We start from the raw sequence: 19,320 nt of genomic DNA on the forward strand, positions 1-19,320 counted from the left end.
AACTTGCTTATAGTCCGTGTTAAAAAGAGGATGTGTAGTGCAATCTCCTATATACACAGATTGACTCTGAGAGGAGGACAGACAGATGAAAAATTTCTTTCGCTATTTCTTTGCGATTTTTTTAATCGTTATTGGCGTTATGCTTGTTATGGCTAATCTTGAAGTGATTGACTTCAATTTTAGTGTCGCATGGCATTATATTTATCCGATTTTCTTTGTTGTGATTGGTTTTATGTGGTTGATTCGTTATTTACGAAGAAGAGGAGGAAGCTGGATTTTTGGATCCTTTTTCCTAATATTTGGTTCGTTGTTAATCATGGATCGGTTAGACTGGATGACATTTGCTTTTAAAGATGTTATTAATTTATGGCCGCTACTCATTGTTTATATTGGATTTTCATTAATCGGACGCAAGAGGATTTCGACCGATTTCAATTATGATTATGATATGAATGGTAAATATGATTACAATACGGGTAGAGAGAAGAAGTATTTCAATAATTCGATGTTCACAGTAGGGACTCATACGTTTGATGAGCAGAACTGGAAAGTTGAGCCAATGCACCTGAAACATATGGCAGGAGATTTTTATTTTAATTTTTCAAAGGCGTTCATTCCTGAAAAGAAAATACCGATTACAATTGATTCACTAGCAGGTGATGTGAATATTGTGTTGCCAGAAAATGTTGATTTTCGTATTTATGCTACGGTGAAAGCTGGTGAGATTAAGGTGCTAGATCAGACTGTAGATGGTATTAATCGTAGACTCGTATATCACACGAATGACTACGATACTGCTGTTAGAAAGTTAGACTTCCATATCGACCTAAAGGCTGGTTCAATTCGTATTGATCGTGTGTAAGGGGGCTGTATCATGAAAAATAGGTTTTCAAGTATTCGTTATATACTCATCCGTTCCCATTTGTACAATATGTTTTTAACGTCTATCTTGCTTCTTACAATTTTGTTATCGGTTTATGTTTTAGTTGAACCGGAATGGCTGTCTGTACAGGGTATCTTTTTGTTTACGATTCTCTACGCACTCATTGCCTTTATTATCTCCTTATACACCGGGTTTAAAGATATTGGGAATATATTAAAAACAAAGTTGGATAGTATTTCGCTTTTAATTACGCAATTTTCAAATGGAAACTATGATTCATCGATTCAATTCCCAAAATCTATGGATCAAGAAGATGAGATTACGAGAATAGCGAAGGATTTAAATGAGCTCGGAAATAAATTGCAGAATCAAGTAAAATCATTACAACGGATGGCGGATGAAAAGGCCGATTTTGCGAAATCTGCACATAAAGCGGCTGTCATTGAAGAAAGACAGCGGATTGCTAGAGACCTGCACGATGCTGTCAGCCAGCAGCTTTTTGCCTTAACGATGATTTCAGAGGCATCAATCAAGCAATTTGAAAAAAATCCGGTATTAGCGAAAAAGCAAATGAAAGAAGTTGCTACTGCGGCGTTGCAAGCACAGACCGAAATGCGAGCGCTTTTACTCCATTTAAGACCGGTTCATTTATCGGGAGATACTTTGGAAAAAGGAATACATAAATTAATTGAAGAATTAAAGCAAAAGAGTTCAATTGATTTTAAAGTGTCGATCAAAGAAGAGCTAAAGCTGAGTGAAGCAATTGAAGAGCATGTATTTCGGATTGTTCAGGAGTCTTTATCAAATATTTTAAGACATGCGAATGCGAATAAAGTACATGTCGATATTTTTAAAAAGTCAAAAGAATTATTTGTTCATATCCAAGACGATGGCAAAGGGTTTGATGTAGTCAATGATGCAGAAAAAAAGACCTCCTATGGCTTAAAAACCATGCGGGAGCGAAGTGAAGAGTTAGGTGGAACATTTGTAATTCGTTCTATTCCAGATGAAGGAACATATATTGATATTCGGATTCCATGTTAGTAGGAAATAGCTTGGGCTGTTTATTAGGAGGAATGAAAAATGGTACGTGTTGTAGTTGTTGATGATCATGAAATTGTGCGAAAAGGAATTATTGCCTATTTACAGACGGAAGGTGATATTGAAATCGTTGGTCAAGCATCCAGTGGGAATACCGGAGCAGATCTTGTTCTTGAATTAAAGCCAGATGTTGTATTAATGGATCTAATTATGGATAACGGAACTGGGATTGAAGCAACAAAACAAATTATGGAGAAATACTCAACTTGTAAAATTATCATTTTGACGAGCTATTATGATGATGAACAAATCTTTCCAGCCATTGAAGCTGGTGCCTTTAGTTATATTTTAAAAACATCTTCTGCTCCTGAGATTGCTGCCGCTATTAAAAAAGCAGCTAATGGTGAAAATGTAATTGAACCGAGAGTTGCTGGGAAAATGATGTCTAATTTCCGTGTTGAAGCAAAAAAGCCTCACGATGAATTAACAGAACGTGAAATGGAGGTACTGCTCTGCATTGGGAATGGGATGACCAACCAAGAAATTAGTGACAAGCTTTACATCGGAATCAAAACAGTGAAAACCCATGTTAGCAATATTTTATCGAAATTGGACGTGAACGATCGTACGCAAGCCGCTGTCTATGTCCATCGTAATCAATTATTATAACCAATTGGCCGAAAGCCACTTAAAACGCATGTTATTTTTAAGTGGCTTGAAGTGTAAAGAAATTCACTCCTCTCACTCTCCAAACACCGAAATAAGTCACCATCTCACACCTCTTGACACGATATGCCAATCCATTATAGATCATAATATTGATAGATAATCAACAATATAAATAGAGTAGGAGTTAGATTTCTTTGGCGATTGTTCAATAATTTGTCAAATTGTAAGTTATAAGCAAGACTGTTTTATTGTGTTTCATGACAAGCATTTGTATAATACAAATGTATAAAAAGTAGAGAGGAATACTCGAATATGCGACAGATGACTAAAAAAGCTGAGAATTTATTGTTGTTCATTTGGGTACAAGCATTTGTAGCAACGACAGGAAGTTTGTTTTATTCAGAAGTAATGGGGTATGTTCCATGTGAAATGTGCTGGTACCAAAGAATTCTAATGTATCCACTTGTCGTTATTTATGGGGCTGCAGCAATTAAGAAGGATATCTCGATTGCATTGCCAGGGTTAATTTTGAGCCTCATCGGGTTGCCAATTTCAATTTATCACTACATGCTGCAAAAAGTACCTGCCATGCATGAATTGGGCGGAGCATGTACAGGTCCAGTTCCATGTAATGCTGTTTATGTCAATTACTTTGGTTTTATAACAATACCGTTCTTAGCTGGTGTAGCATTTACGGTAATCATCGTTCTACACCTTATGCTATTAAGGGAACAAAGGAGGAAATAAAGAATGGGAAAGAAAATGATAGTTATTATTGGAGTAATTGTTGTATTATTTATTGCTCTATTCTTCGTCCTTGATTATAAAAATAATCAAGCATTAAATAACAATGATAATCCATATGGAACAAACGATTTAGATCAGGCTACAATTGATCAGCTAGGTGATCCATTATATCAAAACCAAATTCTTCCTGATGAGCTAAGTGAAACGATTCAGAATGGGGATCCTGTAACGGTTTACTTTTACAGCCCAACTTGTATTTATTGTCAAAATACAACACCATATCTTGCACCATTAGCTGAGGATATGGATGTCGATATGAAGAAATTTAATTTATTAGAGTTTGGTCAGGAAGGCAATGCGTACCAGATTGAATCAACTCCAACATTGATTCATTTTGAAGATGGGGAAGAGGTTGCTCGATTAGTTGGTCAGTATCCTGAAGAGGGTTACGAAGCTTTCTTTAATGAATATGTTGCTAATTAAATGATTTTGAAGCAAGTAAGGGAAGTAGTGGATTCGTTAATGAAGCCACTACTTTTTTTATGATTAACCTAAACTTTTGGTGAAATCCAAAAGATGAGAAGGCTGCGAACCACTTTGTTCATTCTATAATAGCGCTATAATGAAAGTGAACAAGTGCTAGGCTCGTACCGAGTATCTTTAGCGCTGTTACTTCGCTTTGATAAAAAACGGATAGGTAAGAATTAATCCAATAATATATAGTCCAAGCGCAACATATGCAGGTAATAAATGAATAAAATTCGTATAGCCAATTGCAAAGTGAATATAGATTCCCGCCCAAAATGCTGGCAAGCCTCCAATTAAGTAAGTCCACCATACCCAACGATTCCCTTGTTGAAATCCCCATAAGGAGAGCGTCAATACTAACAAACCAACGCTTAATAACGCACTACCAAATCCAGCACGATCATGTGCTAAAACAGGAAGCAGATTCTCGTTAAACGCATTCATCATTTCAGCAGGCATACAGATATAAGCTAAATCAGTTGGGACAAAAATGGTTGTCATTCCAATAATGGAAATAATAATGCCGCCTAATACAAAAGAAAAACCTAATAATACAAATGCTAGTTGCCCAAACACCCCTCTTTTAAAGATGACATCATTTTTTCTGTTTTTAGAGGATGCTGTGCCAGTGACTCCCTTTGTTTTCCTATATCCATATACATAAACAGGAAGCAAAATCAGCCAAAAAATAAGATGTAGCCAGTCGAAATAGCCAAAGCCAATAAAAGAAAAAATACCAAGAAAACCAATAATTGCAGCAATATCAAATGCTTGTTTTGCCCATTTTAATCCATGTTTCACACCGTGTTTGGCTAATTGCATGTAAACAATTCCACCGGATATCATGGTACCAGCGAGTGTCATACGGTCATGTGCCATAAATAACATAATCCGCTCATTGAAGGTCATTATGGACTCGCCTGTCATTTCTAAAAACAGCTCATCATAGGGGAGGACTACAGTCGTCATGCTAAAAAGAAGTGCCAGTAGTCCTCCTATCATAATAAATAAACCGAACAACCAGTAGGCCAACCACCCATGTTGGTGTGTTGGATTGTAATTTAAACGATCTAGGAGGGCTTCGTTGATTCGTTTGGTTAATCCGGGACCAGCAAATACATATCCATCTGATAGCATAATGAAATCAGCCCCAGCATCTAGCAACTGTAATGCTTGTTCTGGTTCTTTAATTCCACCTGTAGTTATAATCGTGCCTTGAAAACCATTTTTTCTTAAGTTGATCACTTTTTCAAGGAACTGAACATCTTTTTCCGCGTGTTCCAACACAATACCAGCAAATGGACTATCTACTAGATTCTCACTTGGAGAAGCGGTTGAGAAGAATATCGGCTTATTCGTTTCACTGATTAGTTCCGGATACGAGGCTTCGATAATATAACCATCAGCGTACTGCTCAAACCTTTTTATCATCTTGCTTAAGTTCTCACGAGTCCCGATAAGCCTAACGAATATAGGTTGCTTCTTTTTTACCTTATGTAATTGATTAATCGTTTTTTCAATACCAATGGATTCCACTTTAGTAGGAAACTGAATTACTTCTATCTTTTTATCAACTGTTGGAGTCGAGAAATGCTTTGATGGCTTTACTGCGACAGGTCCAATTTCTAGAAAACCAAAGCCTAAGTTGGTAAAGGCTTTTGTTCCAGAAAGAAGCGGGTCGATTTTGCCAGATAATCCAACTGGGCTGTTGAAGTTTAATGCATGCTTCTTCTGATGGATGAGTGGAGAACTTTCTTCCCTGCCCAGAAAATGAATCAATTGTGGGCCGATTTGGAGTGGAAGCGTGGCGATGAAGCTCATTCCACGATGTATAAGCTCTCTTGAGACGTTTGGCGGTAATCTATTTAGTAGAGGACGAAAAATACCATGATAAGACCAGTCTGGCACGATATCCCTCCTTCCGGCTGTCTTTTACTTCATTGTAGCATCTATGTGTTTGGAAAAGAAAGAAACCTAGTGTTTAAGTATCTGAGTATGGGAAAATAGACTGTTCGATGATAAAATAGAATTTTCAAATGAGAATTAAGTTGCTATTTTTGTAGTAAAACGTAATAATTAATATGATTTAATACTCCTAAATTGCGTACTATTTTAGTACTGCCAAACTCATCTAAGGTAAGGTGATTACCATTAAAAATATAAGAAGTGGGCTTTTCATGCTTCTGGGGCTTATATCCTTTGGTATTGGTGTTGCTGGAACGGTGTTACCGGTCTTGCCAGGTGGACCGTTTTTTCTATTCTCCGCGTTTTGTTTTGGGAAAAGCTCGAAGCGTATTGAGAACTGGTTTAAGAGCACCATGTTTTATGAAAAATATGTCGTTCGAATCAAAGAAAACCGTGGCATGACAAAGAAGGAAAAAATTCGGATAAACTTGATTGCTGATGCTTGTATTTTATTTTCGGTATTTTATGTGGATATTCTAGTAGTGCGGATTGTCTTAATTATACTTATGTTCTACAAGCACTATTATTTCATTAAGAAAATAAAGACAATCACACCAGAAGAAGCAAAATTATTGTAAGAAAAATGCTCGAGGAATGAATCCCGAGCATTTTTGCTTTTTATTGCTCTTCCTCTGTATACATATTGCAAACCGTTAAAAAGGCTTGCTCGAGAATATTTGCTGGCTTTTTAGCAGCCTGGTTTTTATGAGCTTCTTTAAACTGTTCTGATTCCTTCCAGTTTTCGAAGTCCTCAGCAGACTTCCATTGGGTGAAGACAACATACGTATTATTTTTCAACGGCTTAAGTAAGCGAAAGGCTTGAAAGCCGGGCATCCCTTCAACCGAATTTGTTCGGTGTTTGAATCGATATTCAAAACCGGGCTTACTTTCATCAGAAACAGGAATGTTGTTCATGACAACAAAACCTTCCTCCAGAATTTCTCCTGTTTGCATTAAAACTTCATATTCTCTTCCAGATTGAAATAGTTTCTTTTCATGATTTTCATAGTAAGCAATTCCTCCTTCACTGCTATGCATGAGGTGAAGGTCTATTTCTGGATTTTTCTTACGTAGCTTTAAAAGAAATTCAATTGTTCCATTCGTCATATATGCTTTCATGTAACAACCCCCTTATCTTTTTATATTATCATACTTCCCTTTTATGGCAACGATTACACAAAACGTATATTAAAATTATTATTAACTAATAGGGAGTATATTCTTTAGACTTGACGAAAAATGTCGTATAATAAATACTGTAATTGTGTAGAGGTGAACATATGCGGAAAATCATAAAAAAAGAAAAGCGACGACTAACAATTCGGCGTAGGTTAAAAGTATTCTTATTTATGACTGTATTTCTAATTGGAATTGGCCTTCTAGGATATGGTGCTGCTTTATTTGGTGGAAAGCTTATCGTTAACCAAGCAGGTATGGTATTGGATGAAACGACTATCATTGAAACGCAGGATGGAGAAGTAATCGGGACGTTATACAATGAAAATCGCATTTATACCCCTATTGATCAAATACCAGAGCACCTGCAGCAAGCTTATGTTGCTATTGAAGATAGACGCTTTTATGACCACGCAGGGATCGATATGAAATCAATTGCACGGGCAGTCTACAAAGACATTATAGCGATGAGCAAGGTAGAGGGTGCAAGTACGATCACTCAGCAGTTAGCGAAGAACTTATTTTTATATAATGATAAAACATGGACACGAAAAATAAAGGAAGCAATGGTCGCTGTTTATTTAGAAAAAGAATTAACGAAGGATCAAATCCTAGAGTTATATATGAATGAAATTTATTTTGGCCATGGTTTATATGGAGTAGAAGTGGCTTCAAACTATTTCTTCTCGAAGTCGGTTGGTGATTTGACAATTGCAGAGAGTGCGATGCTTGCTGGACTTGCCAAAGCGCCGAATGGATATTCACCAATTAACCATCCAGACAAAGCGCTGAATAGAAGAAATGTTGTTTTACAGGCGATGGAAAATGCAGGATACATTTCAGCGGAGACAAGGATTGCAGAGCAAGAGAAAACATTAGGCTTGGAAGTACAGGAAAAAGAAGCTAAATCTTGGACAGATAGCTATATTGATCTTGTGATGAAAGAAGCTGCCGGTGAACATCAGCTTTCCGTTGATGCGTTAAAACGTGGTGGATACCGAATTGTCGTTAACATGGATAGTACGATCCAAAAAATTGCTTACGAGCAGTTTCAACATGATGAATTTTTCCCGGGGAATACAGACGGAGTGGAAGGTGCCTTTGTCATGATGGAAGGTGAAACTGGAAATGTTGTTTCTGTTATCGGTGGTAGAAATTATCAGCTTGGTGATTTAAATCGAACGGTAGTAAAGCGTCAGCCAGGGTCAACCTTCAAACCAGTTGCAGTATATGGACCGGCGCTCATGCAAGAGGAAAAATATACACCTTTTACACTTTTGCCAGATCAACAAATGGATAAATATATGGTGTCAAATTCGGATGGAACGTACACAAATGCAGTTACTATTTATGAAGCTTTAATAAGCTCAAAAAATACATCTACCGTATGGCTCCTTGACCAAATTGGCGTTGACTATGCAAAAGGGTATCTAGAACAATTAGGAATGCCGATTGAGGATGAAGGGTTATCGATTGCCCTAGGTGGTTTAACGGAAGGGGTTACGCCGCTTCAGCTCGCGGAGAGCTACCGTTCATTTTCTGCAGGAGGAAATATTGTAGAAGCAACAACGATTAATCGCATTTTTGATCGAAATAATGAAATAATACACGAAGAGGGAGCTGTATCGACACCGGTTTTTAGTCCGCAAGTTGCATGGAATATGACAGAAATGCTAATGGAGACCGTTAATAATGGGACAGCAGCTGCTGGTGATTATTCAAAAGCCTTAGCGGGAAAAACAGGTACGACCCAGCACCCACATGTTGAGGGACAATCCAAAGATGCTTGGTTCGTTGGATATACACCAGAATATGTTACAGCTACGTGGATTGGGTATGATAAATCAGATAAGGATCATTATTTAACAGGTGGTAGTTCTTATCCAACAAGATTAACGAAATCAATATTGACAGAGGTTGATAAACAGACTGGGGGAGCATTGGCAGCAGCATTTACGAAACCAGATGATGTGACTGAATTGCCGAAGCCAATCAAGATCCCGCAAATTATGAACCTTCGTGCAGAATATCAATTCGGAGGATTTTCGTTGGTACAAGGAAAGCTTTCATGGCAAGGGTCGGATGATGACCGTGTGCATTACCGAATTTATCAGGAAAAAACAGGAATCGATAAGCGTATTGATGAGGTGCAAGGAGAAACAGAATATGTCATTAATCATGCACTGTTTCGTGGCAATGCGTATTATGTTGTAGCATATGATCCCTTGACTAAATTGGAAGGTGGCAGATCTGAAGTAGTGGAACTCAATTGGTGAATTAAATTAGACAAATTGATGACAATCAGCCACCGTTACTATACAGTAAGGGATGTAATCGCTATAGTTAGGTATGGAGATAGTAGAGGATTAACGTACAGTATGTTAAAAGGGTGAAAAAATTATGTCGAAACGAATCAATGATACGATTTTAAAAGCTTATAAAGGGGAAAAAACGGATTATACACCAGCTTGGTTTATGAGACAGGCAGGACGTTCTCAACCAGAGTATCGGAAACTGAAAGAGAAATATTCTTTGTTTGAAATTACACATCAGCCTGAATTATGTGCCTATGTAACAAGGCTCCCTGTTGAAAATTATGGGGTCGATGCAGCAATCTTATACAAAGATATTATGACGCCATTACCAGCAATTGGTGTCGATGTGGAAATTAAAGCTGGAATTGGACCAGTGATTGACAATCCAATCAGGAATATTAGAGACATCGAAAAACTTGGTGAATTAAATCCGGAAGCAGATATTCCTTATGTACTTGATACGATTCGTATTTTAACAGAGGAACAGCTTGATGTACCTTTGATTGGATTCAGTGGTGCACCGTTTACATTAGCGAGCTATATGATAGAAGGTGGCCCATCAAAGAATTACAGCAAAACAAAAAGCTTGATGTATCGTGAGCCGGAAGCTTGGTTTGCTTTAATGGATAAGCTCGCAGATATGATTATTACGTATGTGGATGCACAAGTAAAAGCTGGTGTAAAAGCAGTTCAAATTTTTGACTCATGGGTAGGTTCATTAAATGCTGCGGATTATCGTGTATTTATTAAGCCGGTAATGACGAGAATATTTTCAGAGCTCAAAAAGCATAACGTACCATTGATTACGTTTGGCGTTGGAGCACGTCACTTACTATTAGAGTGGAATGATCTCCCTGTTGACGTTGTTGGTCTGGATTGGCGCACGTCTATTGCTGAAGCACGTGAAATGGGTGTAACGAAGGTTGTACAAGGGAACTTGGATCCGACCATTTTACTAACAGACTGGGAAACGATTGAAAGACGGACGAAGGCAATTCTAGATGAAGGAATGCAACATGGGAAGCACGTGTTTAATCTTGGACACGGAGTTACCCCTGATATAAAACCAGAAACATTGAAAAAGTTAACAGCGCTTATTCATTCTTATACACAAAAATAGATACAAGAGGTTGTTCAAAAAGTCCGGTGAAAATGACGCATCGAGAACAGTAGACCTTCGACTAACTACCGACACGTCCTGTGTCGAACGTCGAAGTCACCACATCCTGTGGAAGCTCGTTGGCTTGCTTTGCGCTACTCACGTATTAAATGCATACGTTCCGTTCCTAGGAAAAGAAAATCGCTTTTCCTGCGTGCAAGTACGTCTGCTCAAAGCCACGCCGCCTCGAACTTCTCGGTCCTTTTCATCCTCCTTTTGAACTCACACTTTAAATTTTCACAAAGAGGTGCAATAAAAATGGAAAAGAAGAAAATGGGATTATTAGTAATGGCATATGGTACTCCAACGAAGGAGGAAGAAATCGAACCGTATTACACACATATTCGCCATGGAAGAAAGCCAGAGCCAGAAGCACTTCAAGATTTGAAAGACCGCTATAAGGCAATTGGTGGTACTTCTCCATTAGCAAAAATTACCGAGGATCAGGCACAGGCTATTGAAACGAAGTTAAATGAATCACAAAATGAGTATGAATTTAAAGCGTATATTGGATTAAAGCATATTTCACCTTTTATTGAAGATGCAGTACAAGAGATGGCGAAGGATGGCATTGAGGAAGCTGTTTCTATTGTGTTAGCACCACACTATTCAACGTTTAGTGTGAAATCTTATAATGATCGCGCAGCAACTGAAGCTAAAAAGCATGGCATTTCCATTGATGCTGTTGAAAGCTGGTATAAAGAACCTGGATTTATCCAATTCTGGGTTGATGGAATTAACAAGGTTTATAATGAAATGTCTGAGGAAGAGCGTGAAAAAGCAGTTCTTATTGTTTCGGCACATAGTCTTCCAGAGAAGATTTTACAACATGGGGATCCATATCCAGAGCAGCTTCAAGAGACAGCAGATTTAATTGTAGAAGCTGCTGGAGTTAAACATTATGCTCTAGGTTGGCAAAGTGAAGGGAATACGCCAGATCCATGGTTAGGTCCAGATGTACAAGATCTTACACGAGACTTATATAATCAAGAAGGCTATCAAGCTTTTGTCTATGCACCAGTTGGTTTTATTGCCGACCACTTGGAAGTATTATATGACAATGATTATGAGTGTAAAGTAGTTTGTGATGAATTAGGAGTATCCTATTACCGTCCAGACATGCCAAATGTTCATCCTGACTTTATCGCTTCACTAGCGAAAGTTATCTTGAGCAAAGTAAAGAGTGAAGTGTGATGGAGCGTAAAAAAATTGCGATTGTAGGTGGCGGGATAACTGGTTTATCCGCCGCCTATTATTTGCAAAAACAAATTAAGGCAAGTCAATTGGCTGTTGAAGTGCAATTGGTTGAAGCAAGCGATCGTCTTGGAGGGCGAATTCATACGATTAAAAAGGACGGTTTTACGATCGAACGTGGGCCGGATTCTTTGTTAGCAAGAAAACCAGAGGCGATGGGGCTTGCAAAAGAGCTTGGTCTAGAAGAAGAAATCGTTTACAATGGTACAGGGCAATCTTATATTTTAGTAAAAAACAAATTACATAAAATGCCTAAAGGTGCTTTTATGGGAGTGCCAAAGGAATTAAAACCACTGCTCGCATCGAATGTATTTTCACTGAAAGGGAAGCTACGAGCACTTTGGGATTTAGTTTTACCAAAAAGTAAAGAAATAGATGATCAATCGGTTGGTACATTGATGCGCCATCGTTTTGGGAATGAACTTGTTGATTATCAGATTGATCCGCTGCTTTCTGGAATTCATTCTGGTGATATTGATCAAATGAGCTTACAAGCCACCTATCCTATGTTCCATCGGTTGGAGCAGGAACATGGCAGCTTAATCAAAGGTTTGCAAAAAACAATGTCGAAACCAACAAAAAAAGCAAAAGAGAAGAAGACGCAAGGAATGTTTTTCTCCTTTGAAAATGGACTTGAGACATTAATCGAACGACTTGAAGAAAAATTAGCAGATGGAACGGTACGTATGAATACTGCAGTCGATCACATTGAGAAGAAGGAACATGGCTATCATTTGTTATTAAGTAATGGAGAAGTATATCGTGCAGATGCGGTGATTATGACAGCGCCACATAATAAAGTTCCAAAGATGCTTTCACAATACGATTTCCTTAAAAAATTGTATGACATTCCAGCAACATCAACTGCAAATGTTGTCCTTGGATTTGATCAATCAGCGATAAAAAAAGATATCGATGGAACAGGATTTCTCGTTAGTCGAAGTGAAAAGTATCGAATTACCGCTTGTACGTGGACACATCGTAAATGGCCGAATACGACACCGGAAGGCAAGGCGCTATTCCGCCTGTATGTTGGAAAACCCGATGATCAAGATATTGTGAATTTATCAGATGAAGAGATTACAGATATCGTTTTACGAGATATGAATAAAACGATGAAAATAAAAGCAAAGCCCGAATTTAGTATTATTACGCGGTTTAAAGAAGCTAGACCACAATACCATGTTGGACATTTGGAACGCGTTGCAGAAATTCGTGCAAATGCAGCACGTGAATTGCCAGGTTTATTTTTAACAGGAAGCTCCTATGATGGTGTTGGAATACCAGATTGCATTGGACATGGACGTAATAGTGCGGAAGAAGTGCTTGCATTTTTAAATAAATAATAGTTTTGAAGCTCTAGACAATTGTTGGTCTGGAGCTTTTTTGTTTGTGTAGGAAAATGCTTTTCTTGGGGAAATACTGATCATTAAAGTGAAACGACTAATATTTGGATGCAAAAAGCTGATGTTCACACTAAATAGGCTGATATTCGACATGACATGTAAGAATCGAGCAATTTAATCCGAGGAAAAACAAAAAGTAGATGATCAGCAATTATCTGGATCACCTACTAAACAATTATGCCTTTGGTTTTACCTTGTAACGAAGAACGGTTTTAAGCTTGGATGCCTCTACTCTTCGAAAGTCGGATAGATAAATTTCTTTATGTGTTAAAGATACCCTTTCAAGCTGATTGCTAGCTACAAATTTATCCATCTCCTGAAATGTTTTTGGTTCATCATCATATGGTCCGACGTGAAGCATTTGCACAGACAAACCTTCTTCAATCGAATCGAAAATCACCTCATCTAGCAAAGGGTGGTCTTTCTTCTTTCGTACATGTTCAATTGCTCTCTCCACAACTTCTTCTGTTACAAATGCTGGTTGTTTAATCATAATGGTATATAACAGTTCATCCTTATTCAGGGTATCTAGCTGTCTGCCTTTCTCTGTCAAATCCCATATACCTTCTAATGGATAGACTGTATATTCGAAATAACCTTCAGGAGTATGTCCTTGTTTTGGCATCATTCGCACAGCATATGCTAACGAGTAAAGGACATGTATTCTATTAGAAAATTCCTCATCATTCGGGTTACCCTGGCCTTGAATCATAAAAAAATGCTGTTTCGGAACGGTGACTATTTCAGGTTGTTGTTTTGGTATATATAAATCCTTTTCCTTTTTTCTCCACTCATATTTCATTTACTATCATCCTCTAATTAATGGATTGACTTTACTATTCTAAATTATAAAAGGGATAGGGTTAGAATACAAGATTCCAACACTATCCCAAATTGCGAAGGGAGCATTACTCCAATGCTCTAGCTTATTGGCTTGCCAAGCAGATAGCAAATATCATTCGTAGGTTTTCACCAATTCATCTACAAGTGACCCTACATAGTTAACAGCAACATGAATCGCATCTGGATTAGACATATCAACTCCAGCTTGCTTAATTAGTTCGAGTGGCTTTTTCGTTCCACCAGCTTTTAATACATCTAACCAACGATCAATAGCTGGTTTTCCTTCTGTTTTAATTTTTTCTGCAATTGCTGTGGAAACAGTAAGTCCCGCTGAGTAGGTGTATGGATAAAGTCCCATATAATAATGTGGCTGGCGCATCCAGGTTAACCCGGCACCTTCATCAAATACGACCTCATTTCCCCAGAAAGCTTCGAGTGTTTCTTTTTTCACCTTGCAAAGTACGTTTGCTGTAAGGGGAACACCTTGCTCAGCCAGTGTGTAGACACGGCGCTGAAATTCCCCCTCTAATAGATGCGTCACAAAGTTATGATAATAGGTTCCAAGCAATTGGCTGATCACCCATCGTTTCATGCGCTTATCATCATTGTTTTTCATCAGATGTTCTGCCAGTAGCAGCTCATTTAAAGTAGATGGGGCTTCAATGAAATACGTAGATGGACGTGTATTGACAAGGGATTGATTCTTGCCAGCTAGATAAAAATGGCCCGCATGGCCAAGCTCATGTGCCAATACGAATGCGCCTCGCATTGTATCTGTCCATGTAATTAGGATATATGGATGAACGCCATATGGACTGGAACAAAATGCTCCGTTGGCTTTACCGACATTATCAGAGCGATCGATCCAGCGGTTGGAAATTCCTTCTTTCATAATTTCCGTATATTCAGGTCCCATCACCTGCAGCGCTTCGATAATGGTTGCTGTTGCGTCTTCATATGTTGTTTTTGGGTTGAACGTTGGATCAAGCGGCGCTTTTAAATCACAATATTGCATTTCATCAAGCTTGAGTTTTTCTTTCTTTAATTTTGCATACTTGCGCATATGTGGTGCCAGTTCTTGTTGAATAACATCTAACTGGTTGTGATACATTTCCTCTGTTACTTGCTGTGGTGCTAAGAGCATATCTGTTACAGAGTTGTAACCACGAAGTTTAGACATTGTAACCTGTTTTGTCACTTCTGTTGCATAGGTTGCAGCAAATGTATTCTTATATTGATCGAATGCTTTTATGAAGGATTCATATGCTGCGCGTCGAGTATTGGTGTCTGCTGTAAATTCATAACGGTCTTCGTAGAGAGCAGCAGACATAGGCAAGTCGACATTGTCCTCATTTTTAATCGAGTCGAATTGCATATCTGCAGCCTTACTACGCTGATAAATCATATATGGTGCATTATGTACTTCGCTTAGTGCTGCTAATGTCTCTTCAATCTCTGGGGAAAGTGTATAAGGTTTTACATCCATTAAATCCTCGAGCATTTTCTTATAGGCTGTTAACTCAGACTGTTCACTAAGAAATTGATTGATCGTAGCATCCGAAAGCGTCAATAGTTCGGATTGGAAAAAAGCCAGTTTGGCTTGAATAGAAGCCGTCGCTGCAGCTACTTTTGCAGAGTCTCGCTGGTTATCGGGATCTGATCCATCTGCACTGGAACGAAGCATTGCATAAACAGAAACATGCGTCAGCCTTTGCTGGAATGCTTCCAACGCTTTCAATGCTTGTAGTAACGTATTAGAATCAGAGCCTAACCTACCTTTATAGGCTGTAATTTCTGTAACATCTTCCTGTAACTTCATAAGCTCATGATCCCAAGCAGCATGAGAAGAAAATAAATCAGCTAAGTTCCATTTTTGCTCCTCTGGCACGTCTGAACGATTTTTGGTTACTGTATGAATTGTCATCATTAAGCTCCTTTGCTATATATTTCGTAACTCTAAATAAATTATAATATAAAATGGGGGTTAATAATAGAACTTTCTGATATAAGTTCAATCTATTTCCTATCCAGGCAAAAAAAATACAGCTATAATAATAGCTGTAAGAAAAAACTTGTTGTAGTACAGTTGGGATAAAGTGCTTTATTTAGGTTATACACATTAATAAAATAAATGACGTATTGCAGTTATCTTGCTGGGTGGTCACACTCATCACAGATATTACCATAGCAGTCAGCTTTCTCGTGAATCATATCTTCACCACATTGCTTGCACTTCTTTCTAGGCAGGTTTCTGAAAAACTCAACAATACTAGTCATGTGTATCCTCCTTTAATATTAACGTATTTGATGTTAGACTTATTGTAATATAACAATATGTTGTTTGTCAATACTGTGTTACAACAAATTTTATAACAGGAGTGTTTTTTTATGAAATTAACGGTTATTGGTTGCTGGGGTGGTTACCCGGCAAGGGATGGAGCAACATCATCTTATTTACTTGAAAAAGAAGGTTTTTTGCTGTTAATCGATGTTGGGAGTGGGGCACTATCTAAACTTCAGAAATACAAAGCAGTTTCTGATCTGGATGCAGTTATCATTTCACATTATCATCATGATCATATTGCTGATCTTGGTGTGCTTCAGTATGCAAAGCTCATTGAATACTATGTTAAAGGCGCAAATAAAAGGCTGCCGATTTATGGGCATACAGCGGATCAAGCGAGTTTTCAAACGTTAACCCATGAATATACAAAAGCTATGCCATATAACCCGAAAGAAGAACTGAAACTGGGGCCATTTACGATTCAATTTTTTGAAACGGTTCATCCAGTTCCGTGCTACGGAATGCGAATTTCGGATGGCGAATCTGTAATTGTCTATACAGCAGATACAAGCTATAAGGAAGAATGGAAGGATTTTGCACAAGGTGCAGATTTATTGATTGTTGATTGTAATTATTATGCTGGCCAAGATGGAACCAAAGCAGGTCATATGAATAGTGAAGAAGGTGCGAGAATAGCAGAGGCTGCAGGAGTAGACACATTGATGCTTAGTCACTTACCGCAATATGGCGATATTCATCAATTAGTGATAGAAGCGAAAAAACATTATAAGGGAAATGTAAGGTTAGCGGAAGAAGGAGCAATTTGGCAAAGCTAGTCATGATAAGCGATATCCGTTGATTCCTTTGATTCTTTCGATTAAAATTAATGATAGAGAATAAAGGAGGAAACGGTAAATGAAATTTATTGATAATAAAGGGATTACAGATCCAATGGTTAACTTGGCTATTGAAGAATATATACTTGAAAACTTTGGTGAGAAGGATACATATTTATTATTTTATGTAAATAAACCGTCTATTATTATTGGTCGAAACCAAAATACGATTGAAGAAATAAATACAGACTACGTTGATGATAAAGGAATTAAAGTTGTGCGCCGTCTTTCTGGTGGTGGTGCTGTTTATCATGATGAACAAAACCTTAATTTCAGCTTTATAACAAAGGATGATGGTAACAGCTTTCAAAACTTTGCTAAATTTACGAAGCCGATGGTTGATGCATTGAATAAATTAGGCGTTCCAGCAGAAATACAAGGGCGGAATGATTTAGCTGTAGAAGGACGAAAAATTTCCGGGAATGCGATGTTCTCAACAAAAGGACGTATGTTCAGTCATGGAACATTAATGCTAGACTCTGAGCTAGAAGAGCTAACAAAAGCATTGAAGGTTAAAAAGATAAAAATTGAATCAAAAGGCATTAAATCGATTCGCAGTCGTGTTGCCAATGTTGCAGAGTTTCTTGACGAACCAATTACGATGGAACAATTTAAAGAGATCATCTTGAAAAATGTTTTTGATGTAGAGGATGTAAAGGATGTTCCACAGTATGTGTTGACAGAAGAAGACTGGGAAAAAATTCAAGAAATTTCAAAAAAACGTTACCAGCAGTGGGAATGGAACTATGGGAAATCTCCAGCATTTAATGTTCAGGAGTCGTATAAATTCGATGCTGGACTTGTGGATATCCGCTTGGATGTTAAAAAAGGAATCGTTGAAAACTGTAAAATTTATGGTGATTTCTTTGGCATTGGAAATGTAAAAGAGCTTGAAGATAAATTAAAAGGAGTTCGCCATGAGCGAAGAGCGATTGAAGCTGCATTAGCAGATTTCGATGTATCTCACTACCTTGGCAGAATTTCTAAAGAAGACTTTATCAATTTGCTCTATTAAATAAAATAAAGTATAAAAATCCCGCCCATATAAGTTTGTTGGGTGGGATTTGTTATGACTTAAGTTAATTTTTCTTAAAATTTTGTTTTTGGCTATTATTACTCACATAAATATGGTAAATTAGTTCTTGAGCCACTTTCTTTTTATTTTTTAGAAAGGAAGAATTGCATTTATGGAAAATTATTATTTTACCTCTCATGAAGTAACCCCAGTTACAATGGCAGTCTTATCTTTACGTGATGTAAATGGTGATGCAGTTACACGTGTAATAGAGGAGGATGCGGAATATGTGGTTGATCACTCCCCGACAAAAATCATTGACAATGCATGTCGCTTCTTCGGTTCTAGTCTGAAAGGCAGGCAGGACGGGACCAAGGATATTAGCGGAATCACCCATAAAGCACCAATCTCCATTGATCCTTCAAGTGGAATGTACTTTTTCCCAACTACTTCACCTAGCAATCGAAAATGTTCATGGATTGCACATTCACATATTGATAAAGTAAATAAAGCTGCGGCCAAGCACACCGAAATTCAATTTACAAATGGTAGAAAGATTGTCATTGATTCATCATATGGGTCAATTATGAATCAATTGCAGCGCACTGCACAATTCCGTTACTTATTAGACCATCGAATTAGACTCTTCCAGCAGTTTCAGCCTGGGACTGTTCCAGAGACTTCATCATGAGTTCATCTAGAATAGCTTCCACTTTTTTGCGAATCGCAGGATTGAAATAATTTCGTTTTTCTTCTCGACTTTGGCAAATAAAAAGAAACGAAGAAAACGAATCGTTTTTATTTAATGTAATTACCTGCATTCTCTTCTGTTTCATTGCTATACGTAAGGCTCTTCGTTCATCGGCTGCTTTTTCTTCCATCTTCGTTAAGAGCTTCATATAAGTTTCTTTAATTTTAAAGGCGCCACTCTGAATATGATCCATATCTTGTCTAATGACAACCATTGCCATTGATAAAAAAAGAAAGCGAGTGCCCAGTTCTAATTCTTCGTCTGAGAGATAGCGCATATCGATACCCTCCTCTGAAATAGGAACATAAGTTCTGTATTTATTATATGCTAAAGTTTAAGGCATTACACTACTAAAATAAAAATAATTACATCATAAAAAGAAAGTGGC

19 protein-coding genes are annotated in these 19,320 nt (G+C 37.7%); 13 read left to right on the plus strand and 6 right to left on the minus strand.

Going from position 1 to position 19,320, the window contains the following annotated elements; genetic code table 11:
- Nucleotides 1-85 precede the first annotated feature (85 nt).
- The 5 genes from liaF to F1560_RS10345 all read left to right on the plus strand — a co-directional run bounded on the left by liaF (nucleotide 86) and on the right by F1560_RS10345 (nucleotide 3,823).
- Entirely contained in the window at nucleotides 86-862 is a 777-nt protein-coding gene (gene liaF, locus F1560_RS10325) for a cell wall-active antibiotics response protein LiaF (protein ID WP_149474536.1), read from the plus strand.
- 12 nt (nucleotides 863-874) lie between these two features.
- A complete protein-coding gene (locus tag F1560_RS10330) occupies nucleotides 875-1,927 on the plus strand; it encodes a sensor histidine kinase (RefSeq protein WP_149474537.1) in 1,053 nt (350 codons plus the stop codon).
- 39 nt (nucleotides 1,928-1,966) lie between these two features.
- Nucleotides 1,967-2,593: a response regulator transcription factor gene (locus F1560_RS10335; RefSeq protein ID WP_149474538.1), complete on the plus strand. Its 627-nt coding sequence runs from the start codon at nucleotides 1,967-1,969 to the stop codon at nucleotides 2,591-2,593.
- A gap of 312 nt (nucleotides 2,594-2,905) precedes the next feature.
- Entirely contained in the window at nucleotides 2,906-3,340 is a 435-nt protein-coding gene (locus tag F1560_RS10340) for a disulfide oxidoreductase (RefSeq protein ID WP_149474539.1), read from the plus strand.
- Nucleotides 3,341-3,343: 3 nt separating this feature from the next.
- A complete protein-coding gene (locus F1560_RS10345; RefSeq protein WP_149474540.1) occupies nucleotides 3,344-3,823 on the plus strand; it encodes a thioredoxin family protein in 480 nt (159 codons plus the stop codon).
- Nucleotides 3,824-4,009: 186 nt separating this feature from the next.
- On the opposite strand, the gene F1560_RS10350 is transcribed toward F1560_RS10345, so the two are convergent.
- Nucleotides 4,010-5,776, minus strand: a complete 1,767-nt coding sequence (locus F1560_RS10350) for a beta/alpha barrel domain-containing protein (protein ID WP_149474541.1) — start codon at nucleotides 5,774-5,776, stop codon at nucleotides 4,010-4,012.
- A 269-nt stretch (nucleotides 5,777-6,045) separates the two neighbouring features.
- Between F1560_RS10350 and F1560_RS10355 the strand changes: the two genes are divergently transcribed.
- Nucleotides 6,046-6,411: a YbaN family protein gene (locus tag F1560_RS10355; RefSeq protein WP_245347622.1), complete on the plus strand. Its 366-nt coding sequence runs from the start codon at nucleotides 6,046-6,048 to the stop codon at nucleotides 6,409-6,411.
- Nucleotides 6,412-6,451: 40 nt separating this feature from the next.
- On the opposite strand, the gene F1560_RS10360 is transcribed toward F1560_RS10355, so the two are convergent.
- Nucleotides 6,452-6,952 (minus strand): antibiotic biosynthesis monooxygenase family protein, encoded by a 501-nt coding sequence (locus tag F1560_RS10360; RefSeq protein ID WP_149474542.1) that lies wholly within the window; start codon nucleotides 6,950-6,952, stop codon nucleotides 6,452-6,454.
- A gap of 161 nt (nucleotides 6,953-7,113) precedes the next feature.
- Here F1560_RS10360 and F1560_RS10365 point away from each other — a divergent pair, with 161 nt between their 5' ends.
- The 4 genes from F1560_RS10365 (at nucleotide 7,114) to hemY (ending at nucleotide 13,083) form a co-directional block, all read left to right on the plus strand.
- Entirely contained in the window at nucleotides 7,114-9,285 is a 2,172-nt protein-coding gene (locus tag F1560_RS10365) for a transglycosylase domain-containing protein (protein ID WP_149474543.1), read from the plus strand.
- A gap of 124 nt (nucleotides 9,286-9,409) precedes the next feature.
- A complete protein-coding gene (gene hemE / locus F1560_RS10370) occupies nucleotides 9,410-10,444 on the plus strand; it encodes a uroporphyrinogen decarboxylase (protein WP_149474544.1) in 1,035 nt (344 codons plus the stop codon).
- A 297-nt stretch (nucleotides 10,445-10,741) separates the two neighbouring features.
- On the plus strand, nucleotides 10,742-11,677 hold the full coding sequence (hemH, locus tag F1560_RS10375) for a ferrochelatase (RefSeq protein ID WP_149474545.1): 936 nt from the start codon (nucleotides 10,742-10,744) through the stop codon (nucleotides 11,675-11,677).
- The gene (gene hemY, locus F1560_RS10380; RefSeq protein WP_149474546.1) at nucleotides 11,677-13,083 is read left to right on the plus strand and encodes a protoporphyrinogen oxidase; all 1,407 of its coding nucleotides are present in this window, start codon (nucleotides 11,677-11,679) and stop codon (nucleotides 13,081-13,083) included. The genes hemH and hemY overlap by 1 nt, the downstream gene beginning before the upstream one ends.
- Nucleotides 13,084-13,318: 235 nt before the next feature.
- Here hemY and F1560_RS10385 read toward each other — a convergent pair whose 3' ends face one another.
- The 3 genes from F1560_RS10385 to yhfH form a co-directional block, all read right to left on the minus strand.
- Nucleotides 13,319-13,945 carry a GyrI-like domain-containing protein gene (locus F1560_RS10385; RefSeq protein ID WP_149474547.1) on the minus strand — a complete coding sequence of 209 codons (627 nt, stop codon included), beginning with the start codon at nucleotides 13,943-13,945 and terminating at the stop codon, nucleotides 13,319-13,321.
- Nucleotides 13,946-14,098: 153 nt separating this feature from the next.
- Nucleotides 14,099-15,913 carry an oligoendopeptidase F gene (gene pepF / locus F1560_RS10390; protein WP_420874415.1) on the minus strand — a complete coding sequence of 605 codons (1,815 nt, stop codon included), beginning with the start codon at nucleotides 15,911-15,913 and terminating at the stop codon, nucleotides 14,099-14,101.
- 218 nt (nucleotides 15,914-16,131) lie between these two features.
- Nucleotides 16,132-16,263, minus strand: coding sequence for a protein YhfH (gene yhfH / locus F1560_RS10395; RefSeq protein ID WP_149474549.1), 132 nt, complete (start codon nucleotides 16,261-16,263; stop codon nucleotides 16,132-16,134).
- Nucleotides 16,264-16,374: 111 nt separating this feature from the next.
- Here yhfH and F1560_RS10400 point away from each other — a divergent pair, with 111 nt between their 5' ends.
- From F1560_RS10400 to F1560_RS10410, 3 genes are all read left to right on the plus strand, one after another.
- A complete protein-coding gene (locus F1560_RS10400) occupies nucleotides 16,375-17,106 on the plus strand; it encodes an MBL fold metallo-hydrolase (protein WP_149474550.1) in 732 nt (243 codons plus the stop codon).
- Between the two features lie 79 nt (nucleotides 17,107-17,185).
- Complete coding sequence (lplA, locus tag F1560_RS10405; RefSeq protein ID WP_149474551.1) at nucleotides 17,186-18,181, plus strand: lipoate--protein ligase; 996 nt, start codon at nucleotides 17,186-17,188, stop codon at nucleotides 18,179-18,181.
- A gap of 172 nt (nucleotides 18,182-18,353) precedes the next feature.
- A complete protein-coding gene (locus F1560_RS10410) occupies nucleotides 18,354-18,872 on the plus strand; it encodes a competence protein ComK (protein ID WP_149474552.1) in 519 nt (172 codons plus the stop codon).
- Here F1560_RS10410 and F1560_RS10415 read toward each other — a convergent pair.
- Complete coding sequence (locus tag F1560_RS10415) at nucleotides 18,820-19,209, minus strand: YhjD family protein (RefSeq protein ID WP_149474553.1); 390 nt, start codon at nucleotides 19,207-19,209, stop codon at nucleotides 18,820-18,822. The genes F1560_RS10410 and F1560_RS10415 overlap by 53 nt on opposite strands.
- Between the last annotated feature and the right edge of the window lie 111 nt (nucleotides 19,210-19,320).

The organism is Oceanobacillus polygoni (assembly GCF_008304605.1).
GTDB classification, from domain to species: domain Bacteria; phylum Bacillota; class Bacilli; order Bacillales; family Amphibacillaceae; genus Oceanobacillus; species Oceanobacillus polygoni.